18 protein-coding genes are annotated in these 19,927 nt (G+C 68.5%); 14 read left to right on the forward strand and 4 right to left on the reverse strand.

The features are described 5' to 3' along the window. The first annotated feature begins 693 nt into the window (after positions 1 to 693). Both HNR67_RS39840 and HNR67_RS39845 read left to right on the forward strand, forming a co-directional pair. The gene (locus HNR67_RS39840; RefSeq protein WP_185008665.1) at positions 694 to 1,551 is read left to right on the forward strand and encodes a helix-turn-helix domain-containing protein; all 858 of its coding nucleotides are present in this window, start codon (positions 694 to 696) and stop codon (positions 1,549 to 1,551) included. Continuing rightward, positions 1,548 to 1,733, forward strand: a complete 186-nt coding sequence (locus HNR67_RS39845) for a DUF397 domain-containing protein (protein ID WP_185008667.1) — start codon at positions 1,548 to 1,550, stop codon at positions 1,731 to 1,733. The genes HNR67_RS39840 and HNR67_RS39845 overlap by 4 nt, the downstream gene beginning before the upstream one ends. 76 nt (positions 1,734 to 1,809) lie before the next feature. On the opposite strand, the gene HNR67_RS39850 is transcribed toward HNR67_RS39845, so the two are convergent. Both HNR67_RS39850 and HNR67_RS39855 read right to left on the reverse strand, forming a co-directional pair. Then, positions 1,810 to 2,073, reverse strand: a complete 264-nt coding sequence (locus HNR67_RS39850) for a DUF397 domain-containing protein (protein WP_312989160.1) — start codon at positions 2,071 to 2,073, stop codon at positions 1,810 to 1,812. Positions 2,074 to 2,329: 256 nt separating this feature from the next. Beyond that, positions 2,330 to 5,119 carry a helix-turn-helix transcriptional regulator gene (locus HNR67_RS39855; protein ID WP_312989162.1) on the reverse strand — a complete coding sequence of 930 codons (2,790 nt, stop codon included), beginning with the start codon at positions 5,117 to 5,119 and terminating at the stop codon, positions 2,330 to 2,332. Between the two features lie 66 nt (positions 5,120 to 5,185). Here HNR67_RS39855 and HNR67_RS39860 point away from each other — a divergent pair, with 66 nt between their 5' ends. After that, complete coding sequence (locus tag HNR67_RS39860) at positions 5,186 to 5,713, forward strand: RICIN domain-containing protein (RefSeq protein ID WP_185008673.1); 528 nt, start codon at positions 5,186 to 5,188, stop codon at positions 5,711 to 5,713. Positions 5,714 to 5,838: 125 nt separating this feature from the next. Here HNR67_RS39860 and HNR67_RS39865 read toward each other — a convergent pair whose 3' ends face one another. Both HNR67_RS39865 and HNR67_RS39870 read right to left on the reverse strand, forming a co-directional pair. Further along, positions 5,839 to 6,993, reverse strand: coding sequence for a WD40 repeat domain-containing protein (locus HNR67_RS39865; protein WP_185008675.1), 1,155 nt, complete (start codon positions 6,991 to 6,993; stop codon positions 5,839 to 5,841). 618 nt (positions 6,994 to 7,611) lie between these two features. After that, positions 7,612 to 8,697 carry a hypothetical protein gene (locus HNR67_RS39870; protein WP_185008677.1) on the reverse strand — a complete coding sequence of 362 codons (1,086 nt, stop codon included), beginning with the start codon at positions 8,695 to 8,697 and terminating at the stop codon, positions 7,612 to 7,614. 86 nt (positions 8,698 to 8,783) lie between these two features. Here HNR67_RS39870 and HNR67_RS39875 point away from each other — a divergent pair, with 86 nt between their 5' ends. From HNR67_RS39875 to HNR67_RS46040, 11 genes are all read left to right on the forward strand, one after another. Continuing rightward, complete coding sequence (locus HNR67_RS39875; protein WP_185008679.1) at positions 8,784 to 9,524, forward strand: ParA family protein; 741 nt, start codon at positions 8,784 to 8,786, stop codon at positions 9,522 to 9,524. Further along, positions 9,521 to 10,534: a ParB/RepB/Spo0J family partition protein gene (locus tag HNR67_RS39880; RefSeq protein WP_185008681.1), complete on the forward strand. Its 1,014-nt coding sequence runs from the start codon at positions 9,521 to 9,523 to the stop codon at positions 10,532 to 10,534. The genes HNR67_RS39875 and HNR67_RS39880 overlap by 4 nt, the downstream gene beginning before the upstream one ends. A 334-nt stretch (positions 10,535 to 10,868) precedes the next feature. Next, complete coding sequence (locus HNR67_RS39885) at positions 10,869 to 11,648, forward strand: Crp/Fnr family transcriptional regulator (RefSeq protein WP_185008683.1); 780 nt, start codon at positions 10,869 to 10,871, stop codon at positions 11,646 to 11,648. Positions 11,649 to 11,774: 126 nt separating this feature from the next. Then, entirely contained in the window at positions 11,775 to 12,488 is a 714-nt protein-coding gene (locus tag HNR67_RS39890) for a Crp/Fnr family transcriptional regulator (protein WP_185008685.1), read from the forward strand. Between the two features lie 161 nt (positions 12,489 to 12,649). Next, positions 12,650 to 13,225, forward strand: a complete 576-nt coding sequence (locus HNR67_RS39895) for a hypothetical protein (RefSeq protein ID WP_185008687.1) — start codon at positions 12,650 to 12,652, stop codon at positions 13,223 to 13,225. Further along, positions 13,222 to 14,559 carry a hypothetical protein gene (locus HNR67_RS39900; protein ID WP_185008689.1) on the forward strand — a complete coding sequence of 446 codons (1,338 nt, stop codon included), beginning with the start codon at positions 13,222 to 13,224 and terminating at the stop codon, positions 14,557 to 14,559. The genes HNR67_RS39895 and HNR67_RS39900 overlap by 4 nt, the downstream gene beginning before the upstream one ends. Before the next feature lie 50 nt (positions 14,560 to 14,609). Then, complete coding sequence (locus tag HNR67_RS39905) at positions 14,610 to 14,786, forward strand: hypothetical protein (RefSeq protein WP_185008690.1); 177 nt, start codon at positions 14,610 to 14,612, stop codon at positions 14,784 to 14,786. Beyond that, entirely contained in the window at positions 14,783 to 15,346 is a 564-nt protein-coding gene (locus HNR67_RS39910; RefSeq protein WP_185008692.1) for a hypothetical protein, read from the forward strand. The genes HNR67_RS39905 and HNR67_RS39910 overlap by 4 nt, the downstream gene beginning before the upstream one ends. A gap of 11 nt (positions 15,347 to 15,357) precedes the next feature. Further along, entirely contained in the window at positions 15,358 to 19,128 is a 3,771-nt protein-coding gene (locus HNR67_RS39915) for a serine-rich protein (protein ID WP_185008694.1), read from the forward strand. A gap of 224 nt (positions 19,129 to 19,352) precedes the next feature. Further along, positions 19,353 to 19,643, forward strand: coding sequence for a LysE family translocator (locus HNR67_RS45405; protein ID WP_246492700.1), 291 nt, complete (start codon positions 19,353 to 19,355; stop codon positions 19,641 to 19,643). A gap of 16 nt (positions 19,644 to 19,659) precedes the next feature. Next, positions 19,660 to 19,794 carry a hypothetical protein gene (locus HNR67_RS46040; protein WP_281403279.1) on the forward strand — a complete coding sequence of 45 codons (135 nt, stop codon included), beginning with the start codon at positions 19,660 to 19,662 and terminating at the stop codon, positions 19,792 to 19,794. The last annotated feature ends 133 nt before the right edge of the window (positions 19,795 to 19,927 follow it).

The following is a 19,927-nucleotide window of genomic DNA, read 5'->3' on the forward strand; positions in this document are numbered from 1 at the left end:
ACCCGTTCCCTTGGAGGGGCACTGCGGGGCCGGGCACGGTTTCCAGTACGGCGAGATGTTGCAGTTGGCCATGACCTCGCCCTTGTTGTTGCAGGTGAAGCATCTGCGCGGATCAGCCATCGCGATCACGCCTCCGCCCGTGGCCCTTGCGGTACGCGAACGCGACCGACAACAGCACCGCGCCAAGGGTCAGCGCGACGGTGCTGAGTACGACATGCCGTTCGTCCATGCCTGCCCCTTCGATTGCCAGGGACGGCGGACCACGGGGCTCGCGCGCCCGTCCCCGCCGCGTGCACTGGTGAGCGGACGGGGCCAGCAGCGCTCACACGACGAGTCCTGCTGCCCCGTCCGCCCTCGTGAGCACGGCCACCCGGCGGTTGCTATCCGGGAATAGCTGATCCGCCGAACCGTCTCGGTGACGGTCCATGCGAGGCCCGACGACCGTGCTCGCCTTCGGGGGTGGACAGGGCTGCCGTGCCACCGAACAAGCCCTGCCCACCCGTGCTGAGTCCAGACGCGGGCATGGCGTACTGCCGCTACCCGACTTGCCTGCGGCACTCCTTCTGCAGGAGCCGCGTCCGTACCAGCAAGCTGACGGTAACAGGTGAATATGCACTTTGATCGCTACCGATAGAGTGAATATTCACTCGACGCCAGGCGATAGTGTTGGCTCACCCAGGCGGAAGAGGACCCATGGCATCGACCCCGACCAGGCGCAAGCGCCGACTCGGCCAGTTCCTGTACGAGCTGCGCAAGCGCGCCGGCAAGAACGAACAGGACTTCACCAGCCTGACGCGCAAGTCCCAGGCCACGCTGTCCCGCATCGAGTCCGGCCGGACGCTACCTGGCTGGACGATGCTCGGCGCGATGCTGACCTTCTACGGCGCCACCGCCGAAGAGCGCCGCGAGGGTGAGTCGCTGTGGATCGAAGCGCAGCAGGACAGCAAGCGGATGGAACACGCCGGTGTCTACAACCCGAAGGCACGCGGTTTCATCCGCGGCGAGAGTGACGCCTCCGCTGAGCGGACGGTCGCCCCGCTGGTGATCCCGGGCGTGCTTCAGACGTTGGAGTACGCCCTCGCGCTGTACGTCGCGGCGCACCGATTCGTCACCCAGCCGTCCACTGACCGCGTGGTCGCCGCCCACGCCGCGCGAAGCCAGTTGCTTCAAGGTCCGAATGCGCTCAGCCTGCACGCACTCCTCGACGAGGCGTGCATCCGGCGCGTTGTCGGCGGCCCCAAGGTCATGGCCGCTCAACTGCGGTACTTGCCGAAACTTGGCGCACAGCCCAACGTCGACCTGCAACTGATCCCGTTCGAGGCCGGGGCCTACGGCACGATGTCCGGCTCGATCATCCTTGGCTACGAGGACGACCAGGATCCCGACGCCGTCTATCTCGAAATCACTGGTGGCGGCGTGTGGGTGGAGAATGAGGTGGATGTCCGGAAGTACACGTCGTCCTTCACGGACATCGCGGAGAAGGCTGCGCTGCCGCCCGACAGAACAGCCGAAGTGATCAGCGAACAGGCTGCCAACCTGGAGAAGACATGACCCGCAAGACATGGCGTACCAGCAGTTACAGTCAACCGTCGAACGCGTGCGTCGAAGTAGCGACCAGCCCCACAGCGGTGCACATCCGCGACACGAAGAACCGCGGCGGCGGCGAGCTGGCTTTCGCCACCTCGGCCTTCAAGAGCTTCCTCGTCAAGTTCGCGAACAGCGAGCATCGGTAGGCCGTACCAAGAACAGCTTGCGGGGCACCTGGTTATCCGGGTGCCCCGCGTGCTGTGCGCCCGGCGGGTCCAGCGTTCACCAAGGCTCGCCGAACTCGCCATCCCTTGCCCCGGCAAGGAAGGCGTCCCACTCACTGGTGGTGAAGACGAGGATCGGCCCGTCGGGTTGCGCGCTGTTCCGCATGCCGATGTAGGTGGTACCACCGGAGTCCACGAAGGCGATCTCGACCTTGCCGGTTCCCTCGGGGTCGTCGCCGCTGAGCCAGGTGGCCGAGGAGAAGTCGAGCGAATCCCGGACGGCGGCCTTGTCGTCGTAGAGCGGAACTCTGCTCTGATCCACCACACCCACCTCCGCCGAAAAGTCACCCGCCCGCGCAATTCGGTTGCCAGGCAAGGCAAAGCATACGTCGACAACCGGGCGGCGTGGTCGCCACCCGGTTGAGCAGGCACGCTCAGCTGTCCGTCGCCCGCACCAGTAGGGCGTGCCCGGCGGCAAGGTCGAACTGGCGGGCGCCGACGGCGTCGTGGCTGCGCCGGACGTGCCGACGGGGTCGGCCTGGCGCGCCGCACAAGTTCGTCCCTGGCACGGTGCACGGTCAGGTCCCGGACCAGAGGCGGACCAGCTCGACCCTGGCCCGCACGCCCAGCTTCCGGTACACGTTGCCGAGGTGGTACTCCACGGTCTTGACCGACAGGAACAGCTTTAGCGCGATCTCGCGGTTGCTCAGACCATCGGCCACCAGGTGCACGATCCGCGTCTCGTGGCTGGTCAGCGTGGAAATGTCCTGCCGGGGGCGGTTGAGGCCGATCTGTAGTTCCCCGTTCGCGCGGTGCAGCCATGGGGTGGCCCGCAACCGCTCGAACGCCGCCGCGGCCTGGGTGAGCTGTTCCTGCGCGAGTGAACGCCGACGGGCACGCCGCAGCCGTTCCCCATAGGCCATGCGGGTCCGGGCAGTGGTGAAGTCGTTGCCCAGCTGGGTATTCAGCGTGAGCGCATCCTCGAAGGCCTGGCGCGTCTCGGTTTCCTCGGCCGTGACCAGGCCGCGACAGTGGGCCAGGGTCGCGAGGTTCGACGGGGTCGGGCAGCGGCCGACCTCGCGGTCCAGGTCGGCCACGGCGGCCGAGGCCTCCTCGTGGCGCCCGGAGTACCACAGGGCCGCCACGAGATCGGTGTGGTAGGGGAAGACCACCGGGTTCACCACCCCCAGTCCGTGCACCCGGCGAGCGAGGGTCAGGAGCTGGTCGGCAGCCCGGTCGTGGTCGCCGAGGGAAAGCCATAGCTGGCCGAGCGCCAGTTCGGCGTACGGCGTGACCAGGTCCGCCCCCGCGGGCAGCAGCAGGGCCAGCGTCCGCCCGGCGTTCTCCAGGCACTGTTGCTGGTTGCCCTGTGCGGCGTCGACCCGGGCCAGGCTGCTCGCGCCGTACCCGGCCAGCAGCGGCTGCCCCAGCGTCTCCGCGGTGGTCTGGCACTCCGCGGCCGCGGAGTAGGCGGCGTGCCACCGGCCCAGACGCACCTCAAGGTCGGCGAGCACGGACAGCAGGCTGGACAGGCGTTCCAGGGCCTCGGCCCGGCGGGCCTCCGTGATCGCGGAGACCAGGATGGCGCGGGCGGTCGTGTGGTCGTCGAGCCACATCAGGTCCATGGTGGCGAACCCGAAGACCTCGGTGCCGTGCTCCAGGGGGTTCCGGGCAGCCAACCGGGTGGTCCAGGTGTCCAGGATCCGCCGTGCGGACGCCGAGTCCCCGGTGAGCAGCAGCGTGTGTGCCCGGAGCACCTGTGCGTCCATTGTGGACTGTTCGCCGCGGGCGAGGTGGCAGGCGTGTTCGGCCGCCTGGCTCGCCTGGGCCACCAGGCCCGCCACGGCGCCGATGCCGGCGGCGGTGGTCCACAGCGTGGCAGCGAGGTCCGGGGCGTCCTGGGCGGCGTTGCCTGCCATGCCCGAGACCGCGGTGAAGACCTCGGCGGGGGCGGACCTGGTGAAGCCGATCTGGGTGCGCACCTGCTCGATCTCGGCCAGCAGCCGGGGGCCGGGTGCGGCACGCAGGGCGAGGTCGAGTGCGTCCGCCGCGGCCTCGATGTGCCCGGCCAGCTGGGCGGCGGTCGCCGCGGCCAACGCCCGCCGGGCCCGGGTGGCATCGTCCACGCTCAGCTCTGCCGCGCGGAGGAAGGCACGGTGGGTCTCCCGCAACGCGCCTCGCACCCGGCTGTCCTCCCCGAGCCGCTCCAACGCGTCCGCGACGGCGGGGTCCGGGCCGAGCGTGGCCGCCGCAGCGTGCCAGGCCCGCTGATCCCGGTGTCCCGAGCCGGGTTCCGCACCGGTCTGGGCCAGTCGCTGGTGCGCGGCACGCCGTTGGCTGGGCGAGGCGTCGTGGTAGACGGTCGAGCGGAGCAGCGGGTGCACGAACTCGATCCGATCGCCGATGGTCACCAGGCCCCCGTCCTCGGCCTCGGCAAGCTCCCGCAGTCCAGAGTGGCACAGTGCGGCGGCGATCTCCCGGACCTCGCCGGTGAAACTGGCCGCGCAGACCAGCAGCCCACGCCGCACGCCCGGCCGCAGCCGTTCGAGCCGACTCCGGTAGGCCGCCGCGATCACCTCCGGTACCGGCAGCACGGCCGTGGCCGGGTCCCGGGTTCGCCGGTCGCCCTGCTTGGCCAGCTCGATCAGGGCCAGCGGGTTGCCCTGGCTGTGCCGCATGAGCTCCTGGAGCTGGACCGGGCCGGGCGGGCGGCCCCGGACCACCGCGACCAGCTCGCCCGCGGCCTCGACATTCAGGCCGGGGAGGTGGAGCACCGGCGCGGTAGCGGTCTCCTCGTGCCCTGGGCGTTCGGCGACTATCAGCGCGACGCCTTCGCCGTGCAACCGCCGGGCGGCGAACAGGACGGCGTCGCGGGAGGCAGCGTCCATCCACTGCATGTCATCGATCACTACGAGCGCCGGGGCCAGTTCGCCCAGCACGTCCAGGGTCGCCAGGCCGGTGGTCACCGGGCTGGCCGGGCTGGTCTGGTCCGGGTCCTCGATCCCCAGACAGATTCGCAGCGCGCGCCGCCGGGGTGGCGGCAGCCGGTCGAGCACGTCCGCGGCTGGGTGCAGCAGGTCGGTCAGCGCGGAGAAGGCGAGATCGGCCTCGGTCTGCACGCAGCGTGTCCGCAGCACCCGCAGCGCCCCGGCCTGTTCGACCGCGAAGTCCAGCAGCGCCGTCTTGCCGATGCCCGCCTCGCCGCGGAGCACCAGCACTCCGCTGCGTCCCTGGTCAGCGGCGGTTAGCAGCGCAGCGATCCGGGTCCGTTCCTCAGCGCGCCCCACCAGTGGCACTGGTCCCCCAGCTGTCCTTGGGCGTCGCAGCACTAGGGAACTCCCTGATCCGCTCGGCCTTCGTGGTGCCACATCCTACGGAGCGTCACGGCCCGGAGCACCGGGCCAATGATCACTCCAGTCGATGAGGAGACCTTCATGGGATCAGAGAAGTCGCCGAGGAACCGGGTCGCGATGCTGCTCGCGGGCCTGCCGCTGCTGGTGGTGCCCGGCCTGGCCAGCGCCGCGCCGGCCGCGCCCGCGGGCGCGCAGTCCACCTCGATCCTGCGCAACGCGCACAGCGGCAAATGCCTGGAGATCGGCTTCAGCGGCACGGCCGATTTCAACGTGGCCAACCAGTTCGCCTGCCACAGTCGCAACAACCAGAAGTGGACCATCGAGCCCATCGGTAGCGAGGGGTACAACCTGATCAAGAACGTGCACAGCGGTAAATGCCTGGAGATCGGTTTCGGTGGCACGGCCGACTTCAATGTCGCCAACCAGTGGGCCTGCCACGGCGGCAACTACCAGCGCTGGATCATCCGGTCCGCCACCGGCGGCGTGACCATCCGGAACCAGCAGAGTGGGAAGTGCCTGGAGATCGGGTTCAGCGGCACCGCTGACTTCAACGTGGCCAACCAGTTCACCTGCCACACCGGCAACAACCAGAAGTGGCTGTTCGTCTGACACTTCGCGTGGTTTCCCCAAGCCCACGCGGTGACGAGGGGTGCCGCCCCGGTCGTCCTGGGGCGGCACCTCATCTGCGTGAGCTGCTGGCCCGGTTCGCCGATCAGGACCAGGGAGGGGCCTGATCAGCTCAGGCCGGTCATGTCCCACAACCGCACGGAGTTGTCCAGCATCCCGGTGGCCAGCACCTGTCCGACCGGGCTGTACGCCGCGCTGGTGGTCGCGCTGCTGGGCCCGATCGGGTCGCCGAGCGGCTCCCGGGTGGCCACGTCCCACACCCGCACCGCCGGTGACAGCCCCGCGGTGGCCAACCGCTTGCCGTCAGCACTGAAGGAGAGGCTGGTGGCTGAGTTGCTGATGGGCTCACCGAGTTGCTTGCGGTTGTCCACGTCCCAGAATTGCGTGGTGCCATCAGGAAGCGCGTAGGCCAGGACGCGGCCGTCCGGACTGAGTGCCACGCTCTGCGCGTGACCGGACCGCATGGGGATCTGGTCCAGCTGCTGGTAGGTGCTGACATCCCACAGGCGCACCGTGTTGTCCGTGCTCGTGGTGGCCAGCACCCGGCCGTTCCCGCTGAAGGCCAAGGCAGTGAGGGCGAAGGTGTGGCCGAGTAGGGGCTTGCCCACCGGTTTGCGGCTTTCCACGTCCCAGAACCGCACCTTGCCGCTGACCTCGCCGGTGGCCAGCAGCCGGCCGTCGGCGCTGAACTCCACGGCCATGGCCGCGATTGGCAGGCCTAGGCTCATGCGCGGCATGGTCATGCCAGGCAGTTTCGGAAAGGTGGGCATGGCCACGGGGTCGGTGAGCGACTCGCCGAATTGTTTGCGGCTGGCCACATCCCAGAACTGCACCCCGTTACCCGAGGGCGCCAGGGCCACGGTGCGCCCGTCCGGGCTCACCGCGATGCCGTGGGTGAGCCCGGAGGCGGCGAGGATGCCGAGCTCCTTGCGGTTCGCCGCGTCCCAGATCCGGACGGTCTGATCCAGGCTCGCCGTGACCAGGACCTGGCCGTTCCCGCTGAACTTCAATGTGTTGATCATTCCGGTGTGGCCGGCCAGGATGCCGAGCTCGCGTGCCCTTGGCGGTGGGGCCAGCGGGTTCCCCGTCACCTGCAACGTGCCGCTGGTGGCCAGCCAGCGCACCAGCACGAAGGCGGCGACCAGCAGCACCGCGCCCGCCACCGCGCCGACCAGCAGCACCCGCGGGCTGCGCCAGCCGTGGTGGTGCACGCCCCCGGAGATGCTGTTCGCCTGCACCACCAGGTCCGTCTTCTTCGTCACCGTCAGCTGGTTGTGCACCTGCGGATTCGCGGGAACCGGCGGGTCAGCCTGGTCTGGAGGTTCTGCCACCCGGATCGCCCCCTGTCCGTGATACCGGAACACGGTAATGGCACCGCGCCCCGGCCTGCTGGAACTCCGGGGCAGGACGATCCAGTTCACCCATGTGGAGCAGGTCCCCGCCTCAACCCAGTGCGACGCTGCGCCGCGCAGCTCGTCCAGCACCGCTAGCAGTGCTCAGCAAGTCCGTACCGGGGGATGCCACCGGTGGCATGTCAGCACGGCTCCCATGAGGCCGCGCCCGGCCAGAGGTGGACGGGCACCTGCTCCGAGGCTCGCCGACATCAGCGATCAGGCCGACCAGGAGGAACCTGGATCCGGCCGCCAGAACCACATGCTCCACCACCCGTTGCCCGAATGTCACCCCGCTGATTACTGAAAGTAGTCACGCGCGGGGGCGCGGCAAAATGCCGCGCCCCCGAAAAGCACGGCGGCCAAGGCCGCCGAAAAAAGATATGGGCCAAAGGCCCATATTACGATGAGTTTCACCAGGTCCAACTGAGTCGTTGACGCAGTTCAGGGCGTTGCTGCGACATCCATGCCTGGATAGTTCCGTAGTGGTCACCAGGGCGGTGGAATGGGCACCGCGTCGCCATCGATACCCCAGTCAAGGAGCTGACGAGGCAGGAGCACCGGGGTCGTGACCACCGCTTGGAAGCGATACGGGATCCCCGGCTCGGCAAGTGCGTCACTCAATGCAGCCAGCCGTCCCGGAGTCCGGCGCGAGCACACCACGGCCACCTGCATCGTCTCGGCCGGGCAGAACTCGGCCAGCTGCCGCAACTGCCGGATGTGCCGGACCAGACCGTCGTAGCGCCCATGCCGTTCGGCCTCGATCACCAGCACCCGATCACCATCCTCGCACCGGAATCCGACCGCTGCGTCAGGGACAATCCACCCCGGTCCGCCCAGCCCGGCCACGGGACAGCGGCGGGCGATCCGGACCACGCCAACCAAGCCCGGACGCACCGCGAGAAGCCGACGGACCGTGTTGGTCAGCAGACGATCGTGTTCCTCGTCCTGCTGACGCGGTCGGCGGGGCGGAGCCGTCCCAGTCGCGTTCGCGATTGAGCGAGCCGAACGCCGGCCAAGCGGGTTCAGCAACCAACGCCCCGGAACCGGGGCGCCGTCGGTGAGCCAACCGGCGTTGCGCCACTCCTGGACCGCCGCCCGCACGTCTGCGTCCCGGACCAAGCGGTTCCAGCACGCGGCCGCCTCGGCGACCAACCGGCACAGCGACGGGACCTCGGCCCAGCCGCGGACTGGCAGCACAGCCGCCAAGGCCCGCCGGGCAACCTCGCTGTTCGACACCGTCCACGCCGGTGCACCCGCCGGGATCTCGCCGATCACCTCCAGGCCCTGCGGCGTGACCCGGACCGGCCGGGCCGGACGCCCCGGCGGTCGGTCGCGGACCAGCCATCCGATCCGGTACAGGCGCCGGACCAACCGGAGCGACGGAACCCTAGAACCTGGGCCTTGGCAGCGATCAAGGCTGTCAAGCAGCGCGTCGTCGAGCCAGCCGAACTCGCCCAGCGCCCACCAGACCGGCCACCACTCGCCGCTGATGGCAGGCCGCGGTGCCGCTTCCACCAGTCCGATCCGGAGCGCGGTGCGCAGGGTCGCGCCGCGCCGGAGTGCTTCGCCCACGTCTTCGACAGTCGGGACTGCCGCGCTGGCCGCGGCAGTCCCGACCTCTCCAGGTGAGTCCGTGTCATCAAAGCCAAGGAGTCACCGTGAAGAACCCAAAGATCATCTTGATTGCGAAGTTCAAGGGCGGAGTGGGCGGGACCCACCTGTGCGCGTTGCTCGCCCACGGCCTGGCCGCCACCGAACCCACCCTGTTCGCCGATCTGGAGCCGCAGGGAGACGGCGCCCAGATCCTGGCCGTGCCCACCCGGACAGCCGGGACCGTCAAGGACTTCCTGCTGGGCTCCCTGCCGCACCGCGAGGTGCTGTGCGAGGTGCCGACCTCCGCCCACTGCTACTACCTGGCACCTGACCGGGAACTCAACCGCCCCACCGGCCGGCCCCTCTTCGACCCGGACCGGATCCGGAAGGCCGCGGCAGGGGCCGGAATCCCCTGGGTGGTCGTCGACGCGGTCAAGCTGCCCGATCCCCGAGCCCTCGATTTGCTCACGCAGGCCGACCTCGTGTTGTGCGTCGTCGCCAACGCCTTCGGCGTACGTACCTTGCTCAGCGCCTACCAGCAACTAACGCGGCTTGCCCGATGCGACGCCGTACACGTCGTGGTGAACCGGATCCGCAAGGACCGCAGCGAAATGGTGCTGCTCGACCGCTTGATCGAGCACGAGGGCGCCGGGCGGCTCCAGCTCTGCCCCGTCCACATCGGACACGACGGGTGGGTCGCCAACGCGGTGCTCAACAGCCGTAGCCCCTTCGCCGTCGGCAACGCCCAGGCCACCCACCGCGCGTCGGCCGAACTGGCCGCGTGGGTCCGAGGCAGGCTGGCATGACCGACATGCTGAGCGGCCTCGGCGCGGCCGACACCAGTTCGGCGCTGGGCGAGCTGGAAGACGGTGAACCGGAACGGGTCGCGGTTCCGATCCCGCTGTCCGCGATCACCCGGTGCGTGCAGGTGTGCGGTGTCGACGCCAAGCCGGAGGAGATCACCAGTCTGGCGGCCAACATCGACGAATTCGGTCTGCTGCACCCCATCGAGGTCAACCCGAACGGCGACGACACCTACACCCTGATCAAAGGCAACAGCCGCAGGCTGGCCTTCCAGGAACTCGGACGGGAGACCATCCCCGCCTTCGTCGACGCCCGGACAGCCAACGACGAACTGATGGCCGTGTTCATCCGCGCCCAGGCATCGGAGAACGCGCACCGCAAGCAGCTCACAATCCTGGAAACCCTCAACACCATCGGCAGGCTCGCCGACCCGCCGTGCTCGTGTAGCCGCAACGCGATCGGCCGGATCATGCGCCTGCCCGAAGCCACCCTGAAACGCTACTGGCGGGTGTACCGGACCGTGCGCGACCGCGGGATGAACTGGCTGCCCGAGGTCGCCCAGTGGCTCAACACCCCGGCGGCCACCTGGGTGACGGCGAGCGCCTTCGCTCACGACCGCGAACTGGAACACCGCTTCGCCGAGACTGGCGAGCTGCCGAATCCGGCACCGACTCCGGTCCCGGAGCCTGAACCAGAGCGCGAGCAGTCCGCCGGCGCGCCGTCCGCGGAAGCGAGCAGGGGGGGTCAATTGACCCCCCCTGAACCACCCGCCGCCAGTCCCGCGACCATCCGCGACGAGGTGGTGCCGGACAGACCGCCGGCTCCACCCGGTCGCCAGCTCTGGCGCCGCCTGCACCGGAACCTTGAAGAGCTGGACTCCGTTGTCGACGAGTTGGCACCTGAACTCCGGCAGGAGATCGGGACCGCACTTCGGGCCAGCTTTGAACGCGTGGTGATCGAACCAGAGATTGAACCGTTGACACGAAAGGAAAACCGATGTTTGGAGTCCTAATTGGACTGATCATCCCTGGTGGCGCGCAGTGGCATGCCCACCGATTCTGGGCCGGCCTGGTGTTCCTGGGCTGCGCGGTCACCATCGCACTGTTCGCCTTCCCTCGGTTCGGGTGGCCATCGCTGCTGATCGTTCCACTCCTCGCCCTCGCCGAACAGTGGGCCTGGAGTCGTGGGCGAACCCAAGCAGGGCACGGCCGTGTTACCTCCCCGCGTGTCCGCGATTGAACGCGGACCCGTACCCGCATACCTCCACAGCGTGCCCTGCGGCCCTCGGGTCGCTGCCCAATCCGCTTCCGGCCAGGGGAGCGTTCCACGATCGCGTCACAAAGGTGGTGGACACCCCTGGCAGCTTCGTGTTCGCGGCCAGACCGCCACTCACGAAGCCCTGGCTCGCCGGGGAAACCATGCACGACAACAACAACCCGACCGAACCCGGAGGCCATCCAGCACTGGGCGGATCATGCCTTCTGCGCGGACTGCCCGCCAAGCAGGCACAGTCCTTGGCCGACGAGCTGACCCGCACGCGGTTCCTGCCGGGAATCGTGATCCACCGGGAAGGCGATCCCCGTGCCGACCTGCACGTGCTGTGCGACGGCAAGGTCAAGATCAGCCAGACGACAGGTGGTGACGTCCAGCAGCTGAAGGTTGTGGCCGGGCCGGGCGACCTGCTCGGCGACGAGCCCTACCTCACGCCAGGTGTCCACACGACGACGGCGACCGCGGCGACCTTGGTCACCGTCGCCCGCATCTCCTGTGCGGCGCTGGCTGATTGGGCCGGCCGCGAGCCCGCCATCGGCAGGGAGATCCAGCGTGATCACGACGCCGCCATGGTCGCGGCCGGGCAACGACTCGCCGACCGCGTCTCGCTCAGCGCCACAGGCAGGCTGGCAAAGTTGTTTCTCCTGCTGGCCCACCGTTTCGGCACCGCGGACAACGGGACGGTCAGGTTGAAGCACCACCTCGACCACACCGAACTCGGAGACCTGATCGGCGCCAGCCGTCAGGCTGTGCACGGAGCGCTGGCCGAGCTGACCCGCCTCGGGCTGCTCTCGACTCGCCGCCGCGGCGTAGTCCTGTTGGATCCCGAGGCATTGGCCCGCCGGATCCGCTGAACCCGGCCGACCCGCTCCACGCCAGGGGCGTAAACCACGACCTTGTCCTGAAGGTGGTGAAGACCCCCTGGCGGCTCTGCGGAACGGCAGCGCCGCTCCGCAGAGCCCTGGCGTGCCGGGGACAACATGAAGATCATCGACAACAGTGCGGCCGTGGCAACACCATTGAATTCCGAACTCGCCACTTCCTGCCTGTTCCGGCGACTTCGGCCGGAACAGGCGTCAGCGCTACGGCGGGACATGTGGTTCCACACCTACGCGCACGCGGAGCCGGTGTTCGAAGCAGGCGACGCCGGCGACCGGCTGCAGATCATTCGCACGGGCAGGGTCAAGGTCAGTCGGCCGCTCGCCGACGGGACACCGTACCTGCTCGCAGTGCTCGGTCCGGGCGACTTACTCGGCGTGCTGCCGGGCCTCGACACCGGTCCCCGCGAGGAGACCGCGATCGCGGTGACCCACGTGACAACCGGCAGTCTTCCCTACTCCGTGCTGCGGAAGTGGTGCATCGTCGTGCCCACGGTCGGCCTGGAGCTGGCTCGTGAGCGCCAGGACCGCCTACGGGAGCTTGAGCAGCGGCGGATCGACCAGGTCCGCCTCGATGCCCCCGGCAGACTCGCCAAGCTGTTGCTGGGCTGGGCGGATCGCTTCGGAACCGCCGACGGTGACACGATCACGGTCGATCACCGCCTCACCCAGCGTGAACTCGGTGAGTTGATCGGAACCAGCCGGGAGACCGTGTGCCTGGCCATGCGGCAGTTCGTCACCCGCGGCTGGATCAGAAACACCGACCGAGGAGTGCGGGTGCTGCACCGTGCGGAACTGGCACGGCGGGCACGCTGACGAATATCTGTCCACAGTGGACAAATGACTGAGGTCATGTTCATGAGGATGCGGTTTGTGGGCATCGGAGCCGCCATCGGCGGCTCCGATGCCCCTCTCCCCGCGATGCGTTAGCTGAGCAGGATGTCCCCTTTGACATCCCAGCCGACGAGGTAATCCAGATGCCCACCGAGCCGCGACCACGTCGGGCCTGGTCGACGTTCCGTGCCCTGTGTTTCGCCGTGGCAGTCGCCGCCGCGGTCGGCGCGGTGGTCACCCGCGAACTCGACGGCCAAGCGCTCGTGCTGACCTCCCCACAGTCCGGCAGTGCCGACTACGTCAAGCGAATCGACGCGGTCGCCGAGGAGCTGCTGGGCAACGACACCGCCATGCGCGCCGTGCTCAGCCAGAACACCCGCAACCTGGCCGCCGAACCGGTTCGCCGGTCGCTGGCCACGATGCGGCAACTGCTCGGCGCGACCAGCTCCGAACTGACCAGGATGCGCGAGGAGAAGCGCGTCCCCGAGCCGTTCGGCTCCAGCCACGGCAAGCTCGCCACCGTCGTGGGCACGCTCAACCAGCACTACGAGGCGATGCAACGCGCCATCGCCGCCACCAACGCCACCGACCAGCAGCAGGCCCTGCTGGCCGCCCGCACCCTGGACACCCGCTACGCCGAGCTGCTCATGGACTACCTCCGCGACTACCAGCAACACCTCCGCGCCGCGGGCTTCCGCCTGGACAAGGCACCGCGGTGAACACAGTCCCCGACCCCCCGGCCACCTTCCGGCACAATCCCGAATGCGTCGGGTGTCGTGACTACGCCCTGGTGCTCAATCGCGAGGTCCTCGCCCGCCGTGCCTTCTACGAGGCCGCCGTCTCCCACGCCGACGCGCTGGCCGCCTTCCGGCACGGCGTCATCGGCTACCTCAAGAGCCGCCACCCACTGCGCACCGAACGCCTCAAGAAGGACGGGTTTCCGTTGGGACCCAAGACCACCGAGTCAACACTGCTCGCGGCCATGGCGCAGTGGGACCAGATGCGCGACGGAGAACTCCGCCACAGCGCCGAGCGCGCTGTCCAGGACGAGCTGACCGCTCTGCGCGCCCGCAACGCCGCGCTGGAAGCCGATCTGGCCAAGCACACCGAACAACGCAACGCCGACCAGGCGGTCTACCTCGACCGGTTGCACCACTACGAGGAACAGGTGCAGAAGCTGACCGGCCAGCTCAGCGAATGCGCCAACGACCGCCGCGAACTCTCCCGCGGCGCGGTCCGGCTCGCCGACCACATCACGTCCGGCGGCGGAGCGCTACCCACCTTGTTCCGCCGTCCGGACTGGTATCGCCGCTGGGTGGAGACCGGCGTTGCGAAGCCACCGAAGAAGTCGACACCCGACACCCCTGTCCCGAAACCGAAACCCGCACCGGCCCTGACTGGCTCCCGCTGGCCGGAAGTGTCGCGGAGCTACCAGAAACGCTGGGGTGAAACAGTTCTACGAGATCTGTGGAGCGGTTCGCTCTGGACGCGGTCGCAGCTTGACCGAGACGGCATGACCGCGGAACGAACCTGCCTGGTGGACAAGCTCGCCGAGCACAACCTCGTCACCCTGCACGACCCCGGACACGCCGAGGTGCTGACCGTCACCGACGAACTGGGCGCCTTCGCGACCGAGGTCGGCGCTCGACTCGGAAGCCGACGGCCCTCGATTGCCCAACGTGCACTCGACGCCATGAACCAGGCGAACGACGACCTCCGTCAAGCCGTTCTGCGCGTACTCGCACACGCTGGTCGTGATCACCACCTCCGCATCCATCCCGGCAGACCAGACCAGGTACCGCTGCTCAGCAGCCGCCCACTGACCGGCCCCAGGCTTCCGGCCCGCTGGTTGCTGCCCTGGCTGGCTGACCACCCGGAGCTGATGCAAGACCTGTTGGCCCGCGCCCGAGCCAAGGACGAGCAGTCCAGCCTGGTCGTGGCAGTCCATCGACGCGACGACGGCGCGGACGACGCGCTGTGGGGCCCACTCGTCAAGTCCGCCGGCTACGACCCAGCCGAGGTCAAGCGGATCTGGTTGCCGCCCAACGGCTAGCCGCCGCGTTACCTGCCCGGCCGACAACACGGCTCACAACGGAGGCGTCGATGCAGGCCGTCCACACCCTTGGTGTGCTGATCCTCAATGGACTACTCGCCGCCCTGCTGGCAGCGCTCAACCACATCACCATCCTGGTGCTCGCGGTGTGCTGCATCGTGCTTGCACGGTTGGACATCCGCGCCGCGCGCCGTGCCGCCGCCAAGGTCACATCGAGACGAACGTGACCACCCCACGCCGCCCCAGCTCCGAGCTTGCACTGCGCCTGCTCGGCCGAGCGCTGCGTTCGACCGCTCGTGGACCCCACCAGGTCAAGACCGCGGTCAACGTCCCAGCAACCTCGATCAAGCACATCGTGCTCGGCGCGGTGGTGTGGGTGGTCTCGGCGTTCACCAGCTCGCCGGCCGTGCTGCACGTCGCGTTGTACCTGCTGATCACCGGCATCGCCGCCTCCTGCCTGCTGGTCAACGCCGCGGCGGAAATCCGGCACGAAACCCGCTGCTGGGTCGCCGTGCTCTGCGCCGGAACCACCGCGGTGAAGCTGACCCTGGCCGTGATCGCCGGATCCGGCCCGCGCGGCGTCAGCGAGGCCTTCGGCGCGGAGTTCTCCACCACCGCCGGGAACCTGCTCGGCGGTCACCTGCCGTCGTTGTTCGTCTACGCCGTCATCGCCGTGCCCTTCGGCTGGAGCTTGTGGCTGGTGCAGAAGTGGCGGCTGTACGGCCGGACCCACCGCTACGAATCCCTTGTCCGGCACGCCCGACGACAAGACCACTTCCAACCCTGAAGGAGAAACCCGTGACACACGCAGTCCGTTCCGGCGACGCGCTCGCCGAGTTCCCCGACATGCAACTGCACTCCGCCGATGCCGTCCCCGACCGCGGCGACCCGAACGCGATCCACTACCTCGACTACCGGCTCAGCGTCTGCGATCACGGCGACCCCGACTGGCAACCGCTGATCAAGTCGGTGCGGTTCCTGCGCATCGTGCGCATGCCGGTCCTCAACCCGATGCTACGCAAACGCGCCAACGAGTACGACGACCAACGCGATCTCGTCCGCGCCCTGTGGTCCCAACAGATCCACTACGTCTGCGTGCTCGGCGACACCGGCACCGAAGGCCACGGCGTGCTCAACCTCATGGGTGTGCAAGGCGTCGGCGCGACTCACGCCGAAGCCCGCGCGCAAGCCGACCAGCACTTCGCCGCCCTGTCCGCGCAACTGGTCGGCGCCTATCCGCAGATCCGATTCCGTGCACTCACTCCGCCGGAAGCGGAATGGTTGCTGCACAAGCAACAGCAGTGGTCACACGTGCTGCCCATCCGCGGCATCCCCATGCCGCGCCGCGATGTGGGCGAGGACCTGCGGATGCCACTGGCCGGCACCCACGAGTCCGGTGGCGAGTTCGAGGAGGGCATCGAGGAACTGATCCGCGGCCTGCTCGGCGGCCCCGGCTACCTCCTGGTCCTCATGGCCAGCCCCGTTTCCCTCGACCAGATCACCTCCCGACTCTCCTCCGCCGCCGAGCAACTGTCCACGGTGGCTTCCCAGGTGCACGGGCAGCGCAGCATCTCCGCCGGGGTCGGGCTGCCGATGATGTTCTCCACCGCCACCGGGGACGCCTACGGCAACGCGCACAGCTTCGGCGTCAACTCCGGCAGCACCGACAGCCTCTCCGCAACCCAGGGCACCACCGCCTCCACCACCGCCGGGGTCTCCGAGGCGGTGACCAACACCCGCGGCACCACCCATACCGAGGGCACCGGACTCACCGACACCCGCGGCACCAGCGAGGGCACCACGCTCAGCAAGGGGCTTTCCGGCGGTCAGTCCGACACCCAGGGCGTGTCCACCCAGCAGTCCCAGGGCACCACCCGCGGCGTCTCCACCGGCACCAGCGACCAGCTCTCCCACAGCCAGAGCAACACCATCGGCCAGTCCCAGCAACACAGCGTCGGCAGCACCGGAAGCCTCACCGGCACCCGCAGCGACTCCACCTCCGTAGGTACTAACGACACCTACGGCGAATCCACCGGCCACACCACCGGCACCGCCGAATCCCGTGGAAAGAGCTGGGGCGAAGGAACCAGCCAACAGGTCAGCTCGGGAACAAGCACTTCGCACGGCGAGAGTTCCTCCCGAGGCCTGGGAGGATCCTTGATCGTCAGCGTGGACACCAGTTCCGGCACGAGCGACCAGATTGGCTACACCGCCGGTCAAAGCCATGGAACCTCGACCAACGTCGGTGGCAGTCAGGGAGTCACCGCGTCGGAATCACAGAACCGCGGTACCAGCACATCCCACGGCACCAACACCTCCTACACCGGCGGGAACTCCCTGGCCGCAAGTCAGGGCTGGAACACCGGCGTCTCCGAGGGCACCAGCCAGCAGATCGGCAACACCGTCGGTCGCACCCAAGGCACCACCACCGGCCAGAGCCTGTCCACTTCGGACACCACCTCGGCCGGGCAGAGCGCCACCACCGGCACGAACCGCGGCTGGACCGAAGGCGTTGGCCAGAACACCGGCACCCAGCAGTCCACCGCCGCCTCCCGAACCCACAGCGTGGCCAACCAGGAATCAACCTCCCACCAGGCCGGCCGCAACCACAGCATCGCCAACGGCACCAGCGACAGCCAGGGCCGCAGCCTTGGCGAGACCTACGGCCGCTCCGACGCCCTCTCCGCCTCCGCCGCCCGCAACTCCCAAGTCGCCGGAAGCCTCTCCTTCGTCCCTACCCTCGGCATGGGCGCCTCCCGCCAAACCCTGGACGCCATGGCCGACCAGGTCAGCAAGATCTACACCGCCCAACTCCACCGCCTCGCCCTCGGCCTGGAAGAAGGAATGTGGCTATCCCAGGGCTACATGCTCGTCCCCGACGCCGCCACCGCCGCAGCCGCAGCGGGCCTGCTCACCTCCAGCTTCTGGGGCACCGGCAAGAAAACCCCAGTGCCACAACCCTTCTGCGTCTCCACCACCCTCACCACCACCCAGACCGACCACCTCATCGAACACGCCCGCGCCTTCAGTCCCTGCGCCCACGCCGACCGCCGGCCACAGGTCATCGAACCCCACTACTACGGCACGGCCTTGCTCTCCAACGAGGTCGCCGTACTCAGCACCCCGCCCCGCATCGACGTGCCCGGCATCGTGGCCGCCTCCGCCACCCGCCTGCCCACCCTGGTCTTCCCCCAAGCCCGCAACGGCCCCATCCACCTCGGCCACGTCGTGGACACCCAACGCGCCGTGGTCTCCCGCGAAAAGTTCTCCCTCCTCGTCGACGACGTGCACAACGACCTGTTGCACCCGCTGATCACCGGCTCCACCGGCCGCGGCAAAACCGAAACCGGCCTACGCCTGGCCCACGAGTGGCTGCAGACCACCCAAAGCATCCGCGACATCGAGGCCACCACCGGCCTGCCCACCCACCGCCAAGTCCCGCGTGGTGTCCTCGCCCTGGACCGCAAAAGCGACTGGCGCCGCCTGGCCCACAGCCTCCCACCCGAGCAAACCGGCCGGTTCCGCTTCTACGACCTCAGCAGCGAACCACCTCCTGGCCACCGCCCGCCCATCACCGGCACCGGTCCGTACCTGCGCTACAACCTGCTGCGCATCCCACCCGGCGTGCGCCCCAACGTCTACCGCGACGCCATCTGCGACACCATGGCCAAAGTCGGCTCCCTCGGGCCCCGCGGCCGCGGCATCCTCTGGCAAGCCCTGCACACCCTCTGGTCGGCCGCCCGCCCCGACCCCGACCAAGGTGACACCGCCACCGTCTACGAACGCCCCGCACTGTCCCGCTTCGTCGGCATGGTCGACCTTGCCGAGTGGGTCGACGCCCACCTGGAGGCTATCTCCCGCCGGGCTACCACCAGCAAAGAGCTGGTCACCGGCTACAACGTTATCCAGAACAGGTTGCAATTTTTTCACCGCGACGTCTACGGCTCCGGCATCTACCTACCCGACCCACCCGGCTCCGCCACCAGCGCCACCATCGAGGTCAGCGACCTGATGGGCCGCGGCGACTGCGTCGTGCTGGAAGCCGCCCACCTCGACGCCCAATCCGGCGCGCTGGTGCTGGCTGCGGTGTTCACCGCCGCCTTCGCCTACGCCCGCGACAACATCGGCAAACTCTCCGAAACCCTGGTGGTGCTGGAGGAGGCCAACGACTACCTGCCGGATGCCCGCGACCAACAGGACGTTTCTGGGGTCACCCAGACCGTCTTCGACCAGACCCTGTCCATGGGGCGCTCGTTGCGGCTGGCGCTGATGCTGGTGGTGCAGAGCCCGGAGAAACTGTCCCAGCAGGCCATCAACTGCGCCGGCCTGGTCGCCGTGCACTCCGCCGACAGCTACGAATCCAAACAACGCATGATGGCCAAGCTCGGCAAGGACGGCCGCTACGACCACCGCGACCTCTCCCAGTTCCTCTCGGAGATCCCCACCGGCTGGGCGATCATCAAACCGAGGCCGACACGGGACTGGATCGACGGCGCACCGGTCCTGATCGCCATCGATCCGGTGGACTTCCCGCGACCCAGCGACGCAGAACTCGGACTCACTTGCTGAGCAACAAGTCAGGGACGAGCATTATCGCGAGAATGTGTGACCCGGTTGAAACAATTCTGGGGTTCCCGCCGCAGGTTGGCGGTGGGAACCCCAGTGGCAAAACTACATACCTATACGGAGCCGATGGACCAGGCGTCACCGATCTTCATGTCAAACTTGCGCGCAAAGTCCGGATCGGACACGACATACACGGTCATCATGAGATCCTCCGCGCAATAATCGGCTTGGCCGCGTTGTTCGAGGTGGCGCCGACCGCGTTCACCGTGGTGCGCATCGCGGGCGCGATCTACCTGGTCTACCTGGGTGTGCAGATGATCCGCAACCGTAACCAGGACAACCCCGACGCGGTGGTCGCCGGCGGTGGCATGACCGCGTGCAAGGCCTTCCTCAACGACCTGTTCACCAACCTGATCAACCCGAAGATGGTCACCTTCACCATCGCCTTCCTGCCCCAGTTCATCAACCCCGCCTGGGCCAGGTCTGGCTCCAGTTCGCGATCCCGGGTGCGGTGCTGATCATGTGGAGTTCCTGGTGGATGGGACGGTTGGGGTGCTGGCCGGGCGGATCGGGGGTTGGTTGCGCGGGCGGCGGGCGGCGAAGCGGCGGATCGATGTGGCCACGGGCGGGATTTTCATCGGGCTGGGTGTGAAGCTGGCGGCCGACTGAGCGTGCAGGGCCTGTCCGCAATGCCGTACTTCGGCGCCCTCGGGGTGAGGTACACCAGCCTGGTGGGCAAGCAGGTCGAGTGCAACGTGTCCACTGGTGGCCTGCAGAGGCCGAACCTGGCGTTGCCGGCGCC

Origin of the sequence: Crossiella cryophila (genome assembly GCF_014204915.1) — a bacterium.
Taxonomy (GTDB): domain Bacteria; phylum Actinomycetota; class Actinomycetes; order Mycobacteriales; family Pseudonocardiaceae; genus Crossiella; species Crossiella cryophila.

Coding starts and splice junctions, on each gene's coding strand:
- HNR67_RS39840 (WP_185008665.1), top strand. CDS start 694: ATGGCATCGACCCCGACCAGGCGCAAGCGCCGACTCGGCCAGTTCCTG.
- HNR67_RS39845 (WP_185008667.1), top strand. CDS start 1,548: ATGACCCGCAAGACATGGCGTACCAGCAGTTACAGTCAACCGTCGAAC.
- HNR67_RS39860 (WP_185008673.1), top strand. CDS start 5,186: ATGGGATCAGAGAAGTCGCCGAGGAACCGGGTCGCGATGCTGCTCGCG.
- HNR67_RS39880 (WP_185008681.1), top strand. CDS start 9,521: ATGACCGACATGCTGAGCGGCCTCGGCGCGGCCGACACCAGTTCGGCG.
- HNR67_RS39890 (WP_185008685.1), top strand. CDS start 11,775: ATGAAGATCATCGACAACAGTGCGGCCGTGGCAACACCATTGAATTCC.
- HNR67_RS39895 (WP_185008687.1), top strand. CDS start 12,650: ATGCCCACCGAGCCGCGACCACGTCGGGCCTGGTCGACGTTCCGTGCC.
- HNR67_RS39905 (WP_185008690.1), top strand. CDS start 14,610: ATGCAGGCCGTCCACACCCTTGGTGTGCTGATCCTCAATGGACTACTC.